The organism is Pseudomonas sp. GW821-FHT07G06 (assembly GCF_058986625.1).
Window position 1 is genome coordinate 191,065 of sequence record NZ_JBYSVW010000003.1, and the last position, 18,018, is coordinate 209,082.

The 18,018-nt window shown below is 59.6% G+C and carries 18 protein-coding genes and 1 pseudogene; 9 read left to right on the plus strand and 10 right to left on the minus strand.

Annotation, left to right across the window (positions count from 1 at the left end):
- Nucleotides 1-34: 34 nt before the first annotated feature.
- From rpoZ to AC3WJW_RS07490, 3 genes are all read right to left on the minus strand, one after another.
- Nucleotides 35-298, minus strand: a complete 264-nt coding sequence (gene rpoZ / locus AC3WJW_RS07480) for a DNA-directed RNA polymerase subunit omega (protein WP_007921129.1) — start codon at nucleotides 296-298, stop codon at nucleotides 35-37.
- 167 nt (nucleotides 299-465) lie between these two features.
- Complete coding sequence (gene gmk / locus AC3WJW_RS07485) at nucleotides 466-1,086, minus strand: guanylate kinase (protein WP_493725616.1); 621 nt, start codon at nucleotides 1,084-1,086, stop codon at nucleotides 466-468.
- A 12-nt stretch (nucleotides 1,087-1,098) separates the two neighbouring features.
- Entirely contained in the window at nucleotides 1,099-1,962 is an 864-nt protein-coding gene (locus AC3WJW_RS07490; protein WP_007975180.1) for a YicC/YloC family endoribonuclease, read from the minus strand.
- 268 nt (nucleotides 1,963-2,230) lie between these two features.
- On the opposite strand from AC3WJW_RS07490, the gene rph reads away from it, so the two are divergent.
- The 3 genes from rph to gltS all read left to right on the plus strand — a co-directional run bounded on the left by rph (nucleotide 2,231) and on the right by gltS (nucleotide 4,980).
- Nucleotides 2,231-2,953, plus strand: a complete 723-nt coding sequence (gene rph / locus AC3WJW_RS07495) for a ribonuclease PH (RefSeq protein WP_007975179.1) — start codon at nucleotides 2,231-2,233, stop codon at nucleotides 2,951-2,953.
- 28 nt (nucleotides 2,954-2,981) lie between these two features.
- On the plus strand, nucleotides 2,982-3,350 hold the full coding sequence (locus AC3WJW_RS07500; protein WP_007975177.1) for a DUF4870 domain-containing protein: 369 nt from the start codon (nucleotides 2,982-2,984) through the stop codon (nucleotides 3,348-3,350).
- Between the two features lie 421 nt (nucleotides 3,351-3,771).
- Entirely contained in the window at nucleotides 3,772-4,980 is a 1,209-nt protein-coding gene (gltS, locus tag AC3WJW_RS07505; protein ID WP_493725617.1) for a sodium/glutamate symporter, read from the plus strand.
- 89 nt (nucleotides 4,981-5,069) lie between these two features.
- On the opposite strand, the gene crc is transcribed toward gltS, so the two are convergent.
- Nucleotides 5,070-5,849 (minus strand): catabolite repression control protein Crc, encoded by a 780-nt coding sequence (gene crc, locus AC3WJW_RS07510; RefSeq protein WP_003176915.1) that lies wholly within the window; start codon nucleotides 5,847-5,849, stop codon nucleotides 5,070-5,072.
- A gap of 81 nt (nucleotides 5,850-5,930) precedes the next feature.
- Between crc and pyrE the strand changes: the two genes are divergently transcribed.
- Nucleotides 5,931-6,575, plus strand: coding sequence for an orotate phosphoribosyltransferase (pyrE, locus tag AC3WJW_RS07515; protein ID WP_007954442.1), 645 nt, complete (start codon nucleotides 5,931-5,933; stop codon nucleotides 6,573-6,575).
- A 176-nt stretch (nucleotides 6,576-6,751) separates the two neighbouring features.
- Here the strand turns inward: pyrE and argB are convergent, their stop codons facing one another.
- From argB to coaBC, 4 genes and pseudogenes are all read right to left on the minus strand, one after another.
- The gene (gene argB, locus AC3WJW_RS07520) at nucleotides 6,752-7,657 is read right to left on the minus strand and encodes an acetylglutamate kinase (RefSeq protein ID WP_015097366.1); all 906 of its coding nucleotides are present in this window, start codon (nucleotides 7,655-7,657) and stop codon (nucleotides 6,752-6,754) included.
- Nucleotides 7,658-7,674: 17 nt separating this feature from the next.
- Nucleotides 7,675-9,051, minus strand: a pseudogene (locus tag AC3WJW_RS07525) (phosphomannomutase/phosphoglucomutase); the annotation flags it as partial.
- A gap of 260 nt (nucleotides 9,052-9,311) precedes the next feature.
- The gene (dut, locus tag AC3WJW_RS07530; RefSeq protein WP_102700100.1) at nucleotides 9,312-9,767 is read right to left on the minus strand and encodes a dUTP diphosphatase; all 456 of its coding nucleotides are present in this window, start codon (nucleotides 9,765-9,767) and stop codon (nucleotides 9,312-9,314) included.
- A gap of 5 nt (nucleotides 9,768-9,772) precedes the next feature.
- Nucleotides 9,773-10,981 carry a bifunctional phosphopantothenoylcysteine decarboxylase/phosphopantothenate--cysteine ligase CoaBC gene (gene coaBC / locus AC3WJW_RS07535; RefSeq protein WP_493725618.1) on the minus strand — a complete coding sequence of 403 codons (1,209 nt, stop codon included), beginning with the start codon at nucleotides 10,979-10,981 and terminating at the stop codon, nucleotides 9,773-9,775.
- A gap of 135 nt (nucleotides 10,982-11,116) precedes the next feature.
- Here coaBC and radC point away from each other — a divergent pair, with 135 nt between their 5' ends.
- A complete protein-coding gene (radC, locus tag AC3WJW_RS07540) occupies nucleotides 11,117-11,791 on the plus strand; it encodes a RadC family protein (RefSeq protein ID WP_493725619.1) in 675 nt (224 codons plus the stop codon).
- 127 nt (nucleotides 11,792-11,918) lie between these two features.
- Here radC and AC3WJW_RS07545 read toward each other — a convergent pair whose 3' ends face one another.
- Nucleotides 11,919-13,505 (minus strand): ABC transporter substrate-binding protein, encoded by a 1,587-nt coding sequence (locus AC3WJW_RS07545; protein ID WP_493725620.1) that lies wholly within the window; start codon nucleotides 13,503-13,505, stop codon nucleotides 11,919-11,921.
- Nucleotides 13,506-13,950: 445 nt separating this feature from the next.
- Between AC3WJW_RS07545 and rpmB the strand changes: the two genes are divergently transcribed.
- Together rpmB and rpmG are read left to right on the plus strand one after the other, a co-directional pair.
- Nucleotides 13,951-14,184, plus strand: coding sequence for a 50S ribosomal protein L28 (gene rpmB, locus AC3WJW_RS07550; protein WP_007975166.1), 234 nt, complete (start codon nucleotides 13,951-13,953; stop codon nucleotides 14,182-14,184).
- An 11-nt stretch (nucleotides 14,185-14,195) separates the two neighbouring features.
- Nucleotides 14,196-14,351 carry a 50S ribosomal protein L33 gene (gene rpmG / locus AC3WJW_RS07555; protein ID WP_003177274.1) on the plus strand — a complete coding sequence of 52 codons (156 nt, stop codon included), beginning with the start codon at nucleotides 14,196-14,198 and terminating at the stop codon, nucleotides 14,349-14,351.
- A 188-nt stretch (nucleotides 14,352-14,539) separates the two neighbouring features.
- On the opposite strand, the gene AC3WJW_RS07560 is transcribed toward rpmG, so the two are convergent.
- Nucleotides 14,540-14,902, minus strand: coding sequence for a cupin domain-containing protein (locus AC3WJW_RS07560; RefSeq protein ID WP_493725621.1), 363 nt, complete (start codon nucleotides 14,900-14,902; stop codon nucleotides 14,540-14,542).
- Nucleotides 14,903-15,137: 235 nt separating this feature from the next.
- Between AC3WJW_RS07560 and AC3WJW_RS07565 the strand changes: the two genes are divergently transcribed.
- Together AC3WJW_RS07565 and AC3WJW_RS07570 are read left to right on the plus strand one after the other, a co-directional pair.
- A complete protein-coding gene (locus tag AC3WJW_RS07565; RefSeq protein WP_493725622.1) occupies nucleotides 15,138-16,631 on the plus strand; it encodes an aldehyde dehydrogenase in 1,494 nt (497 codons plus the stop codon).
- 192 nt (nucleotides 16,632-16,823) lie between these two features.
- Nucleotides 16,824-17,966, plus strand: coding sequence for an MFS transporter (locus AC3WJW_RS07570; RefSeq protein ID WP_218481072.1), 1,143 nt, complete (start codon nucleotides 16,824-16,826; stop codon nucleotides 17,964-17,966).
- Nucleotides 17,967-18,018 lie beyond the last annotated feature (52 nt).

The following is an 18,018-nucleotide window of genomic DNA, read 5'->3' on the forward strand; positions in this document are numbered from 1 at the left end:
ATCCCGCGCCGTGCTACGTCGACCAGGCATAGGCTTAGACGGCCTCGTTGGACTCGTCCTCGAATGCAGCAAAAAGCGGTTCATCTTCAACGATTTCGGCTTCGGCGATAGCTGCGTAGTCGATCAGGCCTTCAGCGATTTCGCGCAGGGCGACGACGGTAGGCTTGTCGTTTTCCCATGCTACTTTCGGCTCTTTGCCGCCGGTGGCCAGTTGACGGGCACGCTTGGTAGAGAGCATGACCAGCTCAAAGCGGTTATCCACGTGTTCTAGGCAGTCTTCAACGGTTACGCGGGCCATGGTCTTCCTCGTAGCAAATGCAATATGCGCGCTGCCCGGATGGGCGAGCGGACTCAACAGTTTAAAAAATCACCAGCGATTAGGGAAGCGCTGATTTTTTGACCAAGCCCTTCAACGCGCTGCAAGTGCCAATGTAAAGCCCTCGCAGCGGTTTTGGGAAGAGCTGATTAACCGAGCAATTCAGCCAGCAATTTGCCGTGACGCTGCTGCTGACGCTTCTGAATCAGCTGATTGGCGCGGAAAATCGCCTTCAGGTCGTGCAGTGCGTGGGCAAAATCGTCGTTGATGATCAGGTAATCGTAGTCGACGTAATGGCTCATTTCGCTGACGGCTTCGCGCATGCGGCCGTCAATGATCTCGGCGCTGTCCTGGCCACGGTTGGTCAGGCGCTGGTGCAGGGCCTGCAGTGACGGCGGCAGGATGAAGACCGAACGGGCCTGCGGCATCAGCTTGCGCACTTGCTCGGCACCTTGCCAGTCGATTTCCAGGATCAGGTCGTGGCCTTCGTCCAGGGTCTGCTGCAGGTGGCTTTGCGAGGTGCCATAGAGATTGCCGAACACTTCGGCGCGCTCGAGGAAGTCCCCGTGTTCGATCATCTTCACGAACTCTTCGCGGGAGACGAAGTTGTAGTTCACGCCGTCCACTTCGCCCGGGCGCATGGCACGGGTGGTGTGGGAGACCGACACGCGGATCTCCGGATTCGCGTCGGTCAAAGCCTTGACCAGGCTGCTCTTGCCCGCGCCTGAAGGGGCGGAAATGATGTAAAGGGTGCCAGTGCTGTGGGTCATGTCGGGGTAGCCTTACTCAATATTCTGCACTTGTTCGCGCATCTGCTCGATCAACACCTTGAGGTTGACCGCAGCCTGGGTGCTGCGCGGGTCGAAGGCTTTGGAGCCCAGTGTGTTGGCTTCGCGGTTGAGTTCCTGCATCAGGAAGTCCAGGCGCCGACCGGCAGCGCCGCCGGATTTGAGTACCCGGCGAACTTCGATGATGTGAGTGCTCAGGCGATCCAGTTCTTCGGCAACGTCGCTTTTTTGCGCGAGCATGACCATTTCCTGCTCCAGGCGCTGCGGGTCCATCTCGGCCTTCATGTCGGCGAAACGGTCGAGGACTTTCTGGCGCTGGGTGGCGAGCATCTGCGGGACCAGTTCGCGCAGGGTCACCACGTCTTCTTCGATGGAGGTCAGGCGCTCGTTGATCAACCGTGCCAGCTCCGCACCTTCGCGCTCGCGACCGGCCTTGAGTTCCTTGAGGCCCTGGTTGAACAGTGCCAGCGCTTCGGCGTTCAAGGCTTGCGGGTCGGTGGCGTCGCCCACCAGTACGCCGGGCCAGGCCAGGACTTCCAGCGGGTTCAGCGCGGCCGGGTTCTTGATCAGGCCGGCGATGGTCTCGGCGGCGGCGACCAGTTGCGCAGCGCGCTCCTGATCGATCTGCAGCGCTTTGCCGGTGTTTTCTTCGGTGAAGCGCAGGGTGCATTCGAGCTTGCCCCGCGATACGCCTTGGCGCAGGGCTTCACGTACCGCACCTTCGAGGTCGCGAAAGGACTCCGGCAGGCGCAGGTGGGGTTCCAGGTAGCGGCTGTTGACCGACCGCAGTTCCCAGCTCAGGGTGCCCTGGACGCCGGCTTTTTCGACGCGGGCGAAGGCGGTCATGCTGTGCACCATGGCGGTACCTCGCAAGGCAGATCGGCGCAGAACCGTGGTTCCGGGAATCCGATATCAATGAATTAAAGCCGACTGGCAGCAAAGGCGCAGGATTGTAGCGCAGTGGCGCGGATGCGCCCAAACACAGGGTGTGACAAAGAGCGGCAGGCCTGCGCCGGCGTGCAGTGCAGAGCCTTCGGTCGTCGGCGGATTTTTTTAGAAGTGCCCAGGGGCGGCCGTCGGCTCTATAATGCTCCGCAGTTTTCCGTCCCCAGTACAGGTATTCCCTATGATACGTCCAAGTGGTCGCGCTGCCGATCAGCTCCGCTCGATCCGCATCACCCGCAACTACACCAAGCACGCCGAGGGTTCTGTGCTGGTCGAGTTCGGTGATACCAAGGTCATCTGCACCGTCAGCGTTGAACCGGGCGTACCGCGTTTCCTGAAAGGCCAGGGCCAGGGCTGGCTGACCGCCGAGTACGGCATGCTGCCACGTGCCACCGGCGAGCGTAACCAGCGTGAAGCCAGCCGTGGCAAGCAAGGCGGCCGTACCCTGGAAATCCAGCGTCTGATCGGTCGTTCCCTGCGCGCTGCGCTGGACATGACCAAGCTGGGCGACGTCACCCTGTACGTAGACTGCGACGTGATCCAGGCAGACGGTGGCACCCGTACGGCGTCGATCACCGGTTCCATGGTCGCGCTGATCGATGCCTTGAAAGTGATCAAGAAGCGTGGCGGCCTGAAAGGCGGCGACCCGGTCAAGCAGATGATCGCTGCTGTTTCCGTGGGCATGTACAAGGGCGAGCCTGTGCTCGACCTCGACTACCTGGAAGACTCGGCTGCCGAAACCGACTTGAACGTGGTGATGACCAGTGCTGGCGGCTTCATCGAAGTCCAGGGTACTGCCGAAGGCGCACCGTTCCAGCCTGAAGAGCTGAACGCCATGCTGGAGCTGGCGAAGAAAGGCATGAACGAGATCTTCGAACTGCAAAAGGCCGCATTGGCCGACTGACCGGACCGCTCCAGGCAAGGAGGACACCATGAGTGACGAACAACTGCCGCTGCCCACGCCGAGCCAGGAGGTGCGTCAGTGGGCGATGTTCTGTCACCTGTCCGCCTTGCTGGGGATCTGGATTCCGTTCGGCACGCTGATCGGTCCGCTGATTCTCTGGCAAATGAAACGCGAGATGGACCCGTTCATCGACGCCCAGGGCAAGGAGGCTTTGAACTTTCAGATCACCGTCGCCATTGCCTCGGCCATCTGCTTCCTGCTGATGGTGGTGATCATCGGGTTCTTCCTGTTCGGACTGGTGGCGATAGGTGCGCTGGTGCTGACGATTATTGCCGGGGTGAAAGCCAATGAAGGGTTTCCTTACCGGTACCCGTTTACCTGGCGGCTGATCAAATAATGATCAATCCTCACTTGTAGGAGCGAGCCTGCTCGCACTCACAGAGGCAAAGCAAAAGCAGCGTCAACCAAGGTAATAAGCAAATGCCCCGATAATTCGGGGCATTTTCGTTTGTCATAACAAATAAATGTTTCAAGTTGTAATGTTTACTAGTTGTAACAACCATTATGGCAAGTACTGCTGAGTTAATACATTTTTAGTCACAACTGTACAGTGTCGATATTGCCCTTGTGCTTGGCAATAAGTCAGGGTGATTGATAAAGTTGCCCCCACGAAATATTTCAAGAAATATTTTGATATATTCAGACCATTGAAGGTCCTTGAATTCACAATCAATCAGTGTTGAGAAATTCAACCTGTTCAAGAGGCGTGTCCAGGTAAAAAGTTCGCCCCTGAATATATATCCAAGAATAAGTGCAAAATGATTCAGCTTGATTTTTATGGAACATTAGTCGCCGCCTCCCTGGTGCTGTTATTGGGTCGCGGGCTTGTCACACGTGTCGGTTTTTTACGCGCCTACAATATCCCCGAACCTGTAGCGGGTGGCCTGGTGGTTGCCCTGGTTCTCCTGGTCTTGCGCAGCTTCGATGTTCAAGTCCGGTTCGACACTTCGTTGCAGACCCCCTTGATGCTGGCATTTTTCGCCACCATTGGCTTGAGCGCCGACTTCGCCAGCCTGAAGAAGGGCGGGCGCGTCGTGGGGATTTTCATTCTTGCGGTCAGCGGCCTTCTGCTGGTCCAGAATGCCATGGGCATTGGTCTTGCCAGCCTGCTGGGGCTTGATCCTCTGATGGGCCTGCTGACAGGCTCGGTGACCCTGGCGGGCGGTCACGGCACAGGCGCTGCCTGGAGCGCGACATTCAGCGAGAAATACGGCCTGGCTTCGGCTTCCGAGCTTGCGATGGCTTCTGCGACATTCGGCCTGGTGCTGGGCGGTCTGATTGGTGGGCCGGTCGCCCGCTTGCTGATCAAGCGTGTACAGGTACCCGGTTGCGTTGAGCAGGCTAAGCCGCGCGCGCCAAAGGGCTTTGAGCAACCGAACAAGGAGCGCTCGATCACGCCTTTCTCGTTTATCGAGACACTCGCGCTGATCGCCGTCAGCTTGCTGGCAGGTAATCTTCTCAATGGGCTGTTGCTCGGCAGTGCATTCGAGTTGCCGACTTTCGTTTGTGTGTTGTTCGTCGGTGTTGTTCTGCGCAACGGGCTTTCGGCACTTGGCTTGTATCAGGTGTTTGAGCGCGAAGTCTCGGTACTTGGGAATGTAAGCTTGTCGCTGTTCCTGGCAATTGCCCTGATGTCCCTCAAACTCTGGGACCTGGCATCGCTGGCTTTGCCGATCTTTATCATTCTGGCTGTGCAAACAGTCGTCATGGCGCTGTTTGCGATATTCGTGACGTTCAGAATAATGGGGAGCAACTACGATGCGGCAGTACTGTCCGCAGGACATTGCGGTTTCGGGCTGGGTGCCACGCCAACAGCCATTGCTAATATGCAGGCCGTGACACAACGCTACGGACCTTCACAGATTGCGTTTCTGGTGGTGCCAATGGTGGGCGCTTTCTTCATCGATATCATTAACGTCATCGTGATCAAGTTGTTCCTGGCGCTGCCATTTTTCGTCGCTGTCTGAAGTTCAGCCGGCTTGCCCCATAAAAAATGCCCGTATCTTGCGATACGGGCATTTTTTTTGACCGTCCTGGGCGTCTGCGAAACGACGCCTCAGATGGTCAGCGTCCAGTCGTAGTCCACGATCAGCGGCGCGTGTTGCGAGAACCGCGGCTGGCGTGGCAGGCGTGCACTGCGTACGAAGCGGCGCAGACCCGGGGTCAGCAGTTGATAGTCGAAGCGCCAACCGAGGTTGAGCATCTCCGCCTGTTCGTTATCCGGCCACCAGCTGTACTGGTCGCCTTCGCGGCTGACTTCGCGCAGGGCGTCGACATAACCCATGTTGCCGACAATCTCGTCCATCCAGGCACGTTCAGGCGCCAGGAAACCCGGAGATTGCTGGCTGTCGCGCCAGTTCTTGATATCCAGCTTCTGTTGCGCCACGTACAGCGAGCCACAATAGATGTACTCGCGACGTTTGCGCCGCTGTTTATCAAGATAACGGGCGAAGTCGTCCATTAGCTTGAACTTCTGGTTCAAGTCTTCATCGCCGTTCTGCCCCGAAGGGAGCAGCAAGGTCGCGATGCTGACCTTGTCGAAATCGGCTTGCAGGTAGCGCCCGTAGCGGTCGGCCGTCTCGAAACCGAGACCGCTGATGACAGCCTTCGGTTGCAGCCGCGAATACAAAGCCACGCCACCTTGGGCGGGGACTTCGGCATCGCAGGCATAAAGGAAGTATCCATCCAGTTGGAAGGCTGGATCGTCCAGTTCAAAGGCGGAGGCGCGGGTGTCCTGCAGGCAGATGACGTCGGCATTCTGTGCCTGCAGCCAACTGAGCAAACCGCGCTCGACTGCAGCCTGAATACCATTGACGTTCACACTGATGATCCGCATAAATGGCCCCAAAAATCGCGTGCGTGTATGATACACGGCGTCAAGCTAATTAGCTAAATCCGTGGTATTTGGGGTTTTTTCATGCAAGCGTATCAGCGCGATTTCATCCGTTTTGCCATCGATCGCGGCGTTTTGCGCTTCGGTGAGTTCACCCTGAAGTCCGGGCGCACCAGTCCTTACTTCTTCAATGCCGGGCTATTCAACTCGGGTTCGGCCCTGGCGCAGCTGGGTCGTTTCTACGCCGCTGCCATTGCCGAGAGCGGCATTCCGTTCGACGTGCTGTTTGGCCCGGCCTACAAAGGCATCCCGTTGGCGGCGACTACGGCCGTGGCCCTGGCCGAGCATCACAACCGTGACCTGCCATGGTGCTTCAACCGCAAGGAAGCCAAGGCCCACGGCGAAGGTGGCAGCCTGGTTGGCGCACCCTTGACCGGCGAAGTGCTGATCATCGACGACGTGATCACCGCCGGTACAGCCATCCGTGAAGTGATGCAGATCATCGCTTCCCAGGACGGCGCCAAGGCCGCCGGCGTGCTGATCGCCCTCAACCGTCAGGAGCGCGGCAATGGCGAGTTGTCGGCGATCCAGGAAGTCGAGCGCGACTTCGGCATCCCTGTCATCAGCATCGTTTCGCTGAACCAGGTGCTGGAATTCCTGGCGGATGATCCGCAGCTCAAGCAGCACCTGCCAGCCGTCGAAGCCTACCGCGCCCAGTTCGGCGTGTAACGGCAAACCCCTGTAGGAGCTGCCGCAGGCTGCGATCTTTTGATCTTGTTTTTAAAAGCAAAATCAAAAGATCGCAGCCTGCGGCAGCTCCTACAGGGGGTGGGTCGCAGGGATTGCAGGCAAAAAAAGACCCCGCTCAGCCAGGCCGAGCGGGGTCTTTTTGTTTGCGTTATCGCTTAAGGACGCTTGCGATTGCTGATCAAAGTACCCACACCGGTATCGGTGAAGATTTCCAGCAGGATCGCGTTCGGCACACGACCGTCGATGATCAGCGAGCTGCCCACGCCGCCCTGGACCGCTTCCAGTGCGCAGCGGATCTTCGGCAGCATGCCGCCGTAGATAGTGCCGTCGGCGATCAGTTCGTCGACCTGTTGAGTCGTCAGGCCGGTCAGGACCTTGCCCGACTTGTCCATCAGGCCGGCGATGTTGGTCAGCAGCATCAGCTTCTCGGCTTTCAACGCTTCGGCGACTTTACCGGCCACCAGGTCAGCGTTGATGTTGTACGACTCGCCGTTGGCGCCGACGCCGATTGGCGCGATCACCGGAATGAAGTCGCCCTTGACCAGCAGGTTCAGCAGATCGGTGTTGATTCCGACCACTTCGCCCACATGGCCGATGTCGATGATTTCCGGGGTGGTCATCTCCGGGGTCTGGCGGGTGACGGTGAGCTTCTTCGCACGAATCAGCTCGGCGTCTTTACCGGTCAGGCCGATTGCGCTGCCACCGTGGCGGTTGATCAGGTTGACGATGTCCTTGTTGACCTGGCCGCCGAGGACCATTTCCACCACGTCCATGGTCGCGGCGTCGGTGACGCGCATGCCGTCGACGAAATGACTCTCGATCGACAGGCGCTTGAGCAGGTCACCTATTTGCGGGCCGCCGCCGTGAACCACCACCGGGTTGATGCCCACGGCCTTCATCAGCACGATGTCGCGGGCGAAGCCGGTTTTCAGCTCCTCGCTTTCCATCGCGTTGCCGCCGTATTTGATCACCAGTGTCTTGCCGACGTATCGGCGGATATAAGGCAACGCTTCGGACAGGACCTTGGCGGTGTTGGCGGCGGCTTCGCGTTCGAGGGTCATTCAGGGCTCCGGGTGAATCAGAACGGTAGTTGGAGATCAGGTGCAACGCGCTTCAACTGGACTTTGAAAACGTCCTTGATGCGCTGCAATTCAGCCTCGTCATCGGCCTCGAAACGCAGCACCAGCACCGGTGTGGTGTTGGATGCGCGTACCAGGCCCCAGCCTTTGGCGTAGTCGACTCGCACGCCGTCAATGGTGGTCAGGTCGGCGCCTGCGCCCCACTGTGCGTCGTGCAGTGCATCAATGATGCTGAATTTGCTCTCTTCGGTCACATGGATATTGATTTCCGGCGTAGAAATATCGTTCGGGAAGGTTGCGAACAGCTCTTCCGCCGAGGATTTTTCCTTGCTGAGGATCTCCAGCAACCGCGCGGCGCTATAAATGCCGTCGTCGAAACCGAACCAGCGCTCCTTGAAGAAGATGTGCCCGCTCATTTCGCCAGCCAGCAGGGCGCCGGATTGTTTCATTTTCTTTTTGATCAACGAGTGACCGGTCTTCCACATTAACGACCGGCCGCCGTACTCCTTGATCAGCGGGATCAGGCGCCGGGTGCATTTGACGTCGAAGATGATCTCGGCGCCCGGGTTGCGCGCTACGACGTCGCGGGCGAACAGCATCAGCAGGCGGTCCGGATAGACGATGCTACCGGTGTTGGTCACCACGCCGACGCGGTCGCCGTCGCCGTCGAAGGCCAGGCCGATGTCGGCGTTGGTTTCCTTGACCTTGGCGATCAGGTCGACGAGGTTTTCAGGCTTGCCCGGGTCCGGGTGATGGTTCGGGAAGTTGCCGTCGACTTCGCAGAACAGCGGGATGACTTCGCAGTTCAGCGCTTCGATCAGCTGCGGGGCAATCACGCCGGCCGCGCCGTTGCCGCAGTCGACGACCACTTTCAGGCGACGGGCCAGCTTGATGTCCTGGACAATTTCGGTGGTGTAGCGGTCGAGGATTTCGACCTGGGTGATGCTGCCCTGGCCGCTGCTCAGGTCATTGGTCTTGAGGCGGTCGTGCAGGGCCTGGATCTGTTCGTTGGCCAGGGTGTCGCCGGCAATGACGATCTTGAAACCGTTGTAGTTCGACGGGTTGTGGCTGCCGGTGAGCATCACACCGGATTTGCCGGCCAGCACGTTGGCGGCGTAGTACAGCGCCGGCGTCGGGACCAGACCGACATCGCTGACGTGGCAGCCGCTGTCGGCGATGCCTTTGATCAGTTGCGCGACCAGCTCCGGACCGGACAAGCGACCGTCGCGACCGACGGACACATTTGGCTCGCCCTGGGCCAGGCTTTGGGAGCCGACGGCGCGGCCAATCCAGTAAGCGGTCTCGGCGTTCAGGAATTCCGGGACGGTGCCGCGGATGTCGTAGGCGCGGAAGATGCTGTCAGGGAACTTGGGTGCAATTTTGGCCGGGGTGTTCATCTGTGGAAATGCTCCATCTCGAAAGTGGCTGGACAGGCCGCCGAGTCATTCGGCGACAGGTTCAAACTGAAGGGTATGACGGCGTTTTCCACAGAGAGTTCGTGGTGTGAAAGGGCCATGACGCCCCTGATGGCAAGGGTTTGGCCGGGCAATGCCTTGATTTTCGGTGCTAAACGTTGCAGATGACAATTTGAATTTTGTGGGGAGGGAGCAAGCTCCCTCCCCACCATGGATCTGTATCAACGGGTACCGGTATGGCCGAAACCGCCAGTGCCACGCTCGGTTTCAACAAACTCGTCAACCATCTCGAAGTGAGCCTGCACCACCGGCACCAGCACCAGTTGCGCCAGGCGCTCGCCGACCGGCATGGTGAATTCGGTCTGGCCACGGTTCCAGCAGGAAACCATCAGTGGGCCCTGGTAGTCGGAGTCGATCAGGCCGACCAGATTGCCCAGCACGATGCCGTGCTTATGGCCCATCCCCGAGCGCGGCAGAATCAGCGCCGCCAGGTTCGGGTCACCGATGTAGACCGACAGGCCGGTAGGGATCAGCACGGTTTCACCCGGCTTGATCACGGTGTCCTGCTCCAGCATGGCGCGCAGGTCGAGGCCGGCGGAGCCCGGTGTGGCGTATTGCGGCAGCGGGAATTCGGTACCGATGCGGGGGTCGAGGATCTTGGCTTGCAAAGCGTGCATGTAAATTAAACCTGGTTCAGACGTTCGGTGATAAAAGTGATCAGCTGGCGAGCAATCTTGCTCTTGCTGGTCTGGGCGAAAAGTGTGGCGTGAAGCTTACGATCGATGACGCTGCAGGCGTTTTCTTCGCTGTTGAAGCCAATACTCGGGTTGGCGACGTCGTTTGCGACGATCAAATCGAGGTTCTTGTCTTTCAACTTGCGCGCAGCGTAATCGAGCAGGTGTTCGGTCTCGGCGGCGAAACCGACACTGAACGGGCGGTCGGGGCGGGTGGCGATGGTGGCCAGGATGTCCGGGTTACGCACCATCTGTAGCAACAAGCCGTCGCCGTTCGTAGGATCTTTCTTGAGTTTCTGTGGGGCGACGACTTCCGGGCGGTAGTCCGCGACGGCTGCCGAGGCGATGAACAGATCGCAAGGGATGGCTGCTTCGCAGGCGGCCAGCATGTCGCGGGCACTGACCACGTCGATGCGAGTGACGCGATCCGGGGTCGGCAGATGCACTGGGCCGGTGATCAGGGTCACGCGGGCACCGGCTTCCACGGCGGCTTCGGCCAGGGCAAAGCCCATTTTCCCGGAGCTGTGGTTGGTGATGTAGCGCACCGGGTCGATGTTTTCCTGGGTTGGGCCGGCAGTGATCAGCACGTGTTTGCCGGTCAGGGCCTGGCGCTGGAAGCAGTCGGCGGCGCACTGGGCCAGCTCAAGGGCTTCGAGCATGCGCCCCAGGCCGACGTCGCCGCAGGCTTGGCTGCCGGAGGCCGGACCGAAGACTTTGATGTCGCGGCTCTCGAGGGTTTGCAGGTTGGCCTGGGTCGCCGGATCGCGCCACATGGCCTGGTTCATGGCCGGGGCAACGGCGACCACCGCGTCGGTGGCCAGCACCAGCGTGGTCAGCAGGTCATCGGCAATGCCTTGGGCCAGGCGGGCAATCAGATCCGCCGTGGCGGGGGCGATCAGCACCAGGTCGGCCCATTTCGCCAGTTCGATGTGGCCCATGGCCGCTTCGGCCGCCGGGTCCAGCAGGTCCAGATGGACCGGGTGCCCGGACAGGGCCTGCATGGTCAACGGGGTGATGAACTCTGCGCCGCCACGGGTCATGACCACACGCACTTCGGCGCCCTGGTCGATCAGGCGGCGAACCAGGTCGGCGCTCTTGTAGGCAGCGATACCGCCGCCGACGCCCAGAACAATGCGTTTCCGATACAGCCGCTGCATAGGCCTGCCTTTCAATTCGTTGGTGACATACGTGGCGAAACCCCCTCCCCAGGGTGAATTCGCCCGCAAAAAAGATGGGCTACGATATCACAGCGACCGCTACGGAACAGCGGCGCCCACAGACAGGGAGGTGTTATGAGTATTCGCGATTGGCCGGCGGCGGAACGGCCGCGGGAGAGGTTGCTTGAACAGGGCTCGGGAAGCCTTTCGGACGCCGAGTTGCTGGCGATATTTTTACGGACGGGCGTGGTCGGTAAAAGCGCCGTGGATTTGGCACGACACCTGTTGAATCAGTTTGGCAGCCTGCGTTTGCTGCTTGAGGCCGACCAGGAAGCGTTCAGCAAGCAGTTGGGGCTGGGTCCGGCGAAATTTGCACAGTTGCAGGCTGCGCAAGAAATGAGCAGGCGCCATTTGGCCGAGCGTGCGCGTCAAAAATCGGCACTTGAGAGCCCGCAAGCGGTTCGCGAGTACCTGAAATCAATGCTGCGCCATGAGCCGCACGAGGTGTTTGGTTGCCTGTTTCTCGATTCCAGGCACCAGGTACTGGCGTTTGAGACGCTGTTTCGCGGCTCCATTGACCACACCAGCGTTCATCCGCGAGAGGTGGTCAAGCGCGCCTTGGCCAACAATGCAGCGGCATTGATCCTCTGCCACAACCATCCTTCGGGCAACAGTAACCCCAGTCAGTCCGACCGGGTGTTGACCAAGCGTCTGCAAGAGGCGCTGGAGTTGATTGACGTGCGGGTGCTCGACCATTTCATCGTTGGCGATGGCGATCCGCTGTCGATGGCTGAGTATGGGTGGATGTAGGGCGCCCTGTAGGAGCGAGCTTGCTCGCGATAAACCCGAGAACGCTGCGGGGTGTCTGGCTCCCCGCGTTATCGTTGACGTCCATCGCGAGCAAGCTCGCTCCTACAGGGTTTTGTAGTGGGGCGGATTATTTGAGGTTGACCTTTGAGTAGTCCTGCCGCCCGAACGGGCTGACCGAATACCCTTCGACATCCTTGCGCGTCAGCGCGAAGGCCGTCGGGTGGGCCAGGGGCAACCACAGCGCCTGTTGCTGGATCTGCGCCTGCGCCTGTTCGTAGAGCTTGGTGCGCACGCCTTGCTCGCCGGTGGTCTTGCCGGCGCTGATCAGCTTGTCCAGGTCTGCATTGCAGTAGCGCGCGAAGTTGGTGCCGGACTTGACCGCGGCGCAGGAAAACTGCGGCGTGAGGAAGTTGTCCGGATCGCCGTTGTCACCGGCCCAGCCCATGAACAGCAAGTCGTGTTCACCGGCCTTGGCGCGGCGGATCAGTTCGCCCCATTCGATTACCCGGATTTCGGCCTGAATGCCGATTTCCGCCAGGTCGGATTGCAGCAGTTGAGCGCCAAGGCTCGGGTTGGGGTTGAGGAGACTGCCGGAAGGACGGGTCCAGATGGTGGTCTGGAAGCCATCCTTGAGCCCGGCCTTGGCCATCAGCGCCTTGGCCTTCTCGACGTCATGCGGATACCCCGGAAGGCTTTTCGCATAGCTCCAGGTGTTCGGCGGATACGGACCATTGGCCGCTTCGGCGGTGTCTTCGAACACGGCTTTGATGTAATTGGACTTGTCGAAGGCAAGGTTGATGGCCTGACGCACTTCTGGCTTGTCCAGCGGTGGATGCTGGCTGTTGATGCCGACGAATGCGGTCATGAACGCGTCTGTCTTTTCGACTTTCAGGGTCGGCTCTTTCAGCGCTTCCTGTACGTCCAGAGGCTTGGGCGACAGGGCGATCTGGCATTCATTGCGCCGCAATTTCTGCAAGCGGACGTTGGCGTCCGGTGTGATGGCAAAGATCAGCGGATCGACAGAGGGTTTGCCGGCGAAGTAGTCGGGGTTGGCTTTATAGCGAACCGAAGCATCCTTCTGGAAGCGCGTGAACACGAACGGACCCGTGCCGATCGGTTGGCTGTTGAGTTTTTCAGGCGTGCCGGCCTTCATCAGCTTGTCGGCGTACTCGGCCGAATAGATCGAGGCGAAGCCCATGCTCAGGGTCGCCAGGAAGGTCGAATCCGCGTGGTCGAGGGTGAAGCGCACGGTCTGTGGGTCGAGGGCGTCGATTTTCTTGATCAGCGCCGGCAACTGCATCGATTGCGCATGCGGGAAGCCGCTCTGGGCGACTTTGTGCCACGCATTGGCCGGGTCGAGCATGCGGTCGAAGCTGAAAATCACGTCTTCGGCGTTCAGGTCGCGCGTTGGGGTGAAGTACTCGGTGCGATGGAATTTTACTTGCGGGTGCAACTTGAAGACGTAGATCAGGCCGTCGGGGCTGACTTCCCAGCTGTCGGCGAGACTGGCGACCACCTTGCCGCTGGCCGTGTCGAAATCCACCAGGCGGTTCATCAGCACGTCGGCCGAGGCGTTGGTGGTGGTCAACGAGTTGTACTGCACCACATCGAACCCTTCAGGGCTGGCCTCGGTGCAGACGCTCAGGGCGGCGGCAAAGGCTTGTGGACTCAGCAGAAGCGGGGCGAGCAACAGCGGTAGGGCAGCGAGGCGCATGGTCGGCTTCCTTTACAGATCGAAGGCCCATCTGCAAGTGCAGTCTGGAAAAGCCTTACCCTAGTGGGCTCTTTTGCAAATGACTATCCCCTTTTTCATTTTGAGAGGACTATAGGCGACTGTTTTGCTGTGCAGCGGTTGTGAAACCCCCCTGGTTGGCCCAATGCCCGATTCTCTGCGACGAGCGGTCGCCATCGACGATAGCCTTTGTCCAAAGCGCTCGGAGCCCGGAAAACGGGGATTTTGTGAATTCAACGCACACTGAATGTTGTTGCTCTCCAGTCTTTCTGGTATAAAGCAGCGCTCTTTTCTAGGGGCCCGGTTCCTTCACTGTAGGTGTAGCCGGTAAGACCTCTAAAGAAACGCGGCGCCTGGCGCCAAATGACTGAGAGATTAAGCGGCCAACCCATGCCGGGTTGGGCATGTGGTTTTAGAGGGCTGAGGCATGTCTAGAGTATGTCAAGTTACCGGTAAGGGTCCGGTAACCGGGAATAACATTTCCCACGCAAACAACAAAACCCGTCGTCGTTTCCTGCCGAACCTGCAGCATCACCGCTTCTGGGTTGAAGAAGAGAAACGTTTTGTGCGTCTGCGCGTATCTGCCAAAGGCATGCGTATCATCGACAAGCGTGGCATCACTGTCGTGCTGGCCGAACTTCGCCGCGATGGCAAGGTTTAAGGGAGCTAATCATGCGTGAATTGATTCGTTTGATTTCGAGCGCCGGTACTGGTCACTTCTACACTACCGACAAGAACAAGCGTACTACCCCGGACAAAATCGAGATCAAGAAATATGATCCGGTTGTTCGCAAGCACGTGATCTACAAAGAAGGCAAAATCAAGTAATTGATTTTTCTCTCTTACGAAAAAGGCCCGTATCGCGAGATACGGGCCTTTTTTGTTGTCTGATGGTTATGCGCTGCCTGTCAGGGCCTCATCGCGAGCAGGCTCGCTCCCACAGGTTTTGTGGTCATCACAGATCCCTGTGGGAGCGAGCTTGCTCGCGATAGCGTCGGCCCGGACAGCGATATTCTTTAGGCCTTCTGTTCAAACGCCACGTAGATCTTGCGGCACGCCTCCAGCACTTCCCAGGTACCGCGAAAACCTGCCGGAATCACGAAGCGGTCGCCCACGCGCAGGGTCTTGGCATTACCGTCGAGGTCACGCAGCACGGAAACACCCTGCACGATTTCGCAGTATTCGTGCTCGGTGAAATTCACCGTCCACTGTCCGACTTCACCTTCCCACACGCCCGCATTCAACTGACCACAAGGGCTGTTGTAGTGGTTGTACACCGCTTGTTCCGGGTCGCCCTTGAGCACTTTGGTCGGGTCCGGGCGGTAGCGCTCGGCGGCGGTGGTGGCCTGGCTGAAGTCGACGACGTTCTGGATGTTCATTGTTGTTATCTCCCCGTGATTGCGGCGCGGTTGGTTGATGAGCCCAAAGTCTATGTTTATTAAAATGAACATCGCAAGGCCGTTTGCCGGCGTTATGTCAAATATATTGAAACTTCATGGGTGGCTGGTTTAGGGTGGTGGATGCCTTGGGCCGAAAAGCAGGCTGGCCGGGCAGAATTCCTGACAGCACCCGCGAAGAACGCGGGTGTCGTATCAATAAGAGGAGGACACTCGCATGACCACCCTGACCCGTGCCGACTGGGAACAACGTGCCCGCGATCTGAAAATCGAAGGCCGCGCCTATATCAATGGCGAATACACCGACGCCGTTTCCGCCGAGACCTTCGAGTGCATCAGTCCGGTCGATGGCCGTCTGCTGGGCAGGATTGCCAGCTGTGACGCCGCCGATGCCCAGCGCGCCGTGGAAAACGCCCGCGCCACCTTCAACTCCGGTGCATGGTCGCGCCTGGCGCCGACCAAGCGCAAAGCCACCATGATCCGTTTCGCCGGCCTGCTCAAGCAGCACGCCGAAGAGCTGGCGCTGCTTGAAACCCTGGACATGGGCAAGCCGATCAGCGACTCCCTCTACATCGACGTCCCTGGCGCGGCGCAAGCCCTGAGCTGGAGTGGCGAAGCCATCGACAAGATCTACGACGAAGTAGCCGCCACCCCGCACGATCAGTTGGGTCTGGTGACCCGTGAGCCGGTCGGCGTGGTCGGGGCCATCGTGCCATGGAACTTCCCGCTGATGATGGCGTGCTGGAAGCTGGGTCCGGCGCTGTCCACCGGTAACTCGGTGATCCTCAAGCCTTCGGAAAAATCGCCGCTGACTGCCATTCGCATCGCCGCTCTGGCCGTCGAAGCCGGCATTCCGAAAGGCGTGTTGAACGTGCTGCCAGGTTACGGCCACACCGTCGGCAAGGCTCTGGCCCTGCACAACGACGTCGACACCCTGGTATTCACCGGCTCTACCAAAATCGCCAAGCAACTGCTGATCTACTCCGGCGAGTCGAACATGAAGCGCGTCTGGCTCGAAGCCGGCGGCAAGAGCCCGAACATCGTCTTCGCCGATGCGCCGAACCTGCAGGAAGCTGCCGAAGCCGCTGCTGGCGCCATCGCCTTCAACCAGGGCGAAGTCTGCACCGCCGGTTCGCGTCTGCTGGTGGAGCGTTCGATCAAGGATAAATTCCTGCCGCTGGTGATCGAGGCGCTGAAAACCTGGAAGCCTGGCAACCCGCTGGATCCGGCGACCAATGTTGGCGCGCTGGTCGATACCCAACAGATGAACACCGTGCTGTCCTACATCGAGTCCGGCCATGCCGACGGCGCCAAGCTGGTGGCCGGTGGCAAGCGTACCCTCCAGGAAACTGGCGGCACTTACGTTGAACCGACGATTTTCGACGGCGTGAGCAATGCGATGAAAATCGCCCAGGAAGAAATCTTCGGCCCGGTACTGTCGGTCATCGCATTCGACAGCGCCGAAGAGGCCATCGCGATCGCCAACGACACGCCGTACGGCCTGGCCGCTGCGGTCTGGACTGCCGACATTTCCAAGGCGCACCTCACCGCCCGCGCACTGCGTGCCGGTAGCGTGTGGGTCAACCAGTACGATGGCGGCGACATGACCGCCCCGTTCGGTGGCTTCAAGCAGTCCGGCAACGGTCGCGACAAGTCCCTGCACGCGTTCGACAAGTACACCGAGCTGAAGGCGACCTGGATCAAGCTGTAAGTCTTTAAGGGAGGCCGGTTGTAGAACCGGCCTCCCTAAGCGACACAGATCCCCTGTGGGAGCGAGCTTGCTCGCGATAGCGGTGTGACAGTCGACGAAAATGTTGAATGTTGTACCGGTATCGCGAGCAAGCTCGCTCCCACAGTGTTTTGTGTTGTCTGTAAAAACAATAAATCCACAGGAGCGTGGAACATGCGTTGGGCGACTTATTTCGCCGTATTGGCATCTGTCCTGAGTGTCGGCCTGGCCCTGGGCGTCAGCATGCCGCTGGTGTCGTTTCGCCTGGAGAGCTGGGGCTACGGCTCGTTTGCCATTGGTGTGATGGCCGCGATGCCGGCCATCGGCGTCCTGTTGGGCGCGAAAATCTCCAGCCACCTGGCGGCGCGATTCGGTACCGCCAATCTGATGCGCCTGTGCCTGTGGGCCGGGGCGGTTTCGATCGGATTGCTGGCGCTGTTGCCGAGTTATCCGGTCTGGTTGGTGCTGCGGTTGATGATCGGGGTGATCCTGACCCTTGTGTTCATCATCGGTGAAAGCTGGATCAATCAATTGGTCGTCGAGGAGTGGCGCGGGCGGCTGGTGGCGCTGTATGGCAGCAGCTATGCGCTGAGTCAGCTGGCAGGCCCGGTGTTGCTGGGCTTTCTCGGTACCGAACACGATTATGGCTTTTGGGTGGGCGTCGGTTTGTTGATGGCGGCTCCGTTCCTGTTGCTGGGCCGCAGTGGTGCACCGAGCAGCGAAGCCAGCAGCGTGACCTTGAGTGATTTGCTTGCTTTCTGTCGTGGCCTGCCGGCGATTGCCTGGGCGGTGTCGCTGTTCGCCGCGTTCGAGGCGATGATTCTGACCCTGCTGCCGGTCTATTGCCTGCGCCAGGGTTTCACCACGGAGATCGCCCTGGCGATGGTCAGTACGGTGGTGGTCGGCGATGCGGTGCTGCAATTGCCGATCGGTGCGTTGGCCGATCGCTTGTCGCGCCGGGCGTTGTTTACCGGCTGCGCAGTCGTCTTGCTGGTGTCGAGCCTGGCGATTCCGATGTTTATCGATACGCTGCTGATCTGGCCGCTGTGGGTCTTGTTCGGCGCCAGTGCCGGCGGCTTGTTCACCTTGTCGCTGATCCTGATCGGCGAGCGTTATCGCGACGATGCGCTGGTGCGGGCCAACGCGCATATTGCACAGCTGTGGGGCATCGGTTGTCTGGTCGGGCCGCTGCTGGCGGGCGCCGGCAGCCAGTGGATCAGCGGCCATGCGTTGCCGTTGCTGATGGCGGTCGGGGCTTTGGGTGTGTTGATCGTGGTGTCGCGGCAGGGGGCGTTTGGTGCGGTGCAACCGGCATAGATCAAAAGATCAAAAGATCGCAGCCTTCGGCAGCTCCTACGGGGTTTTGAGG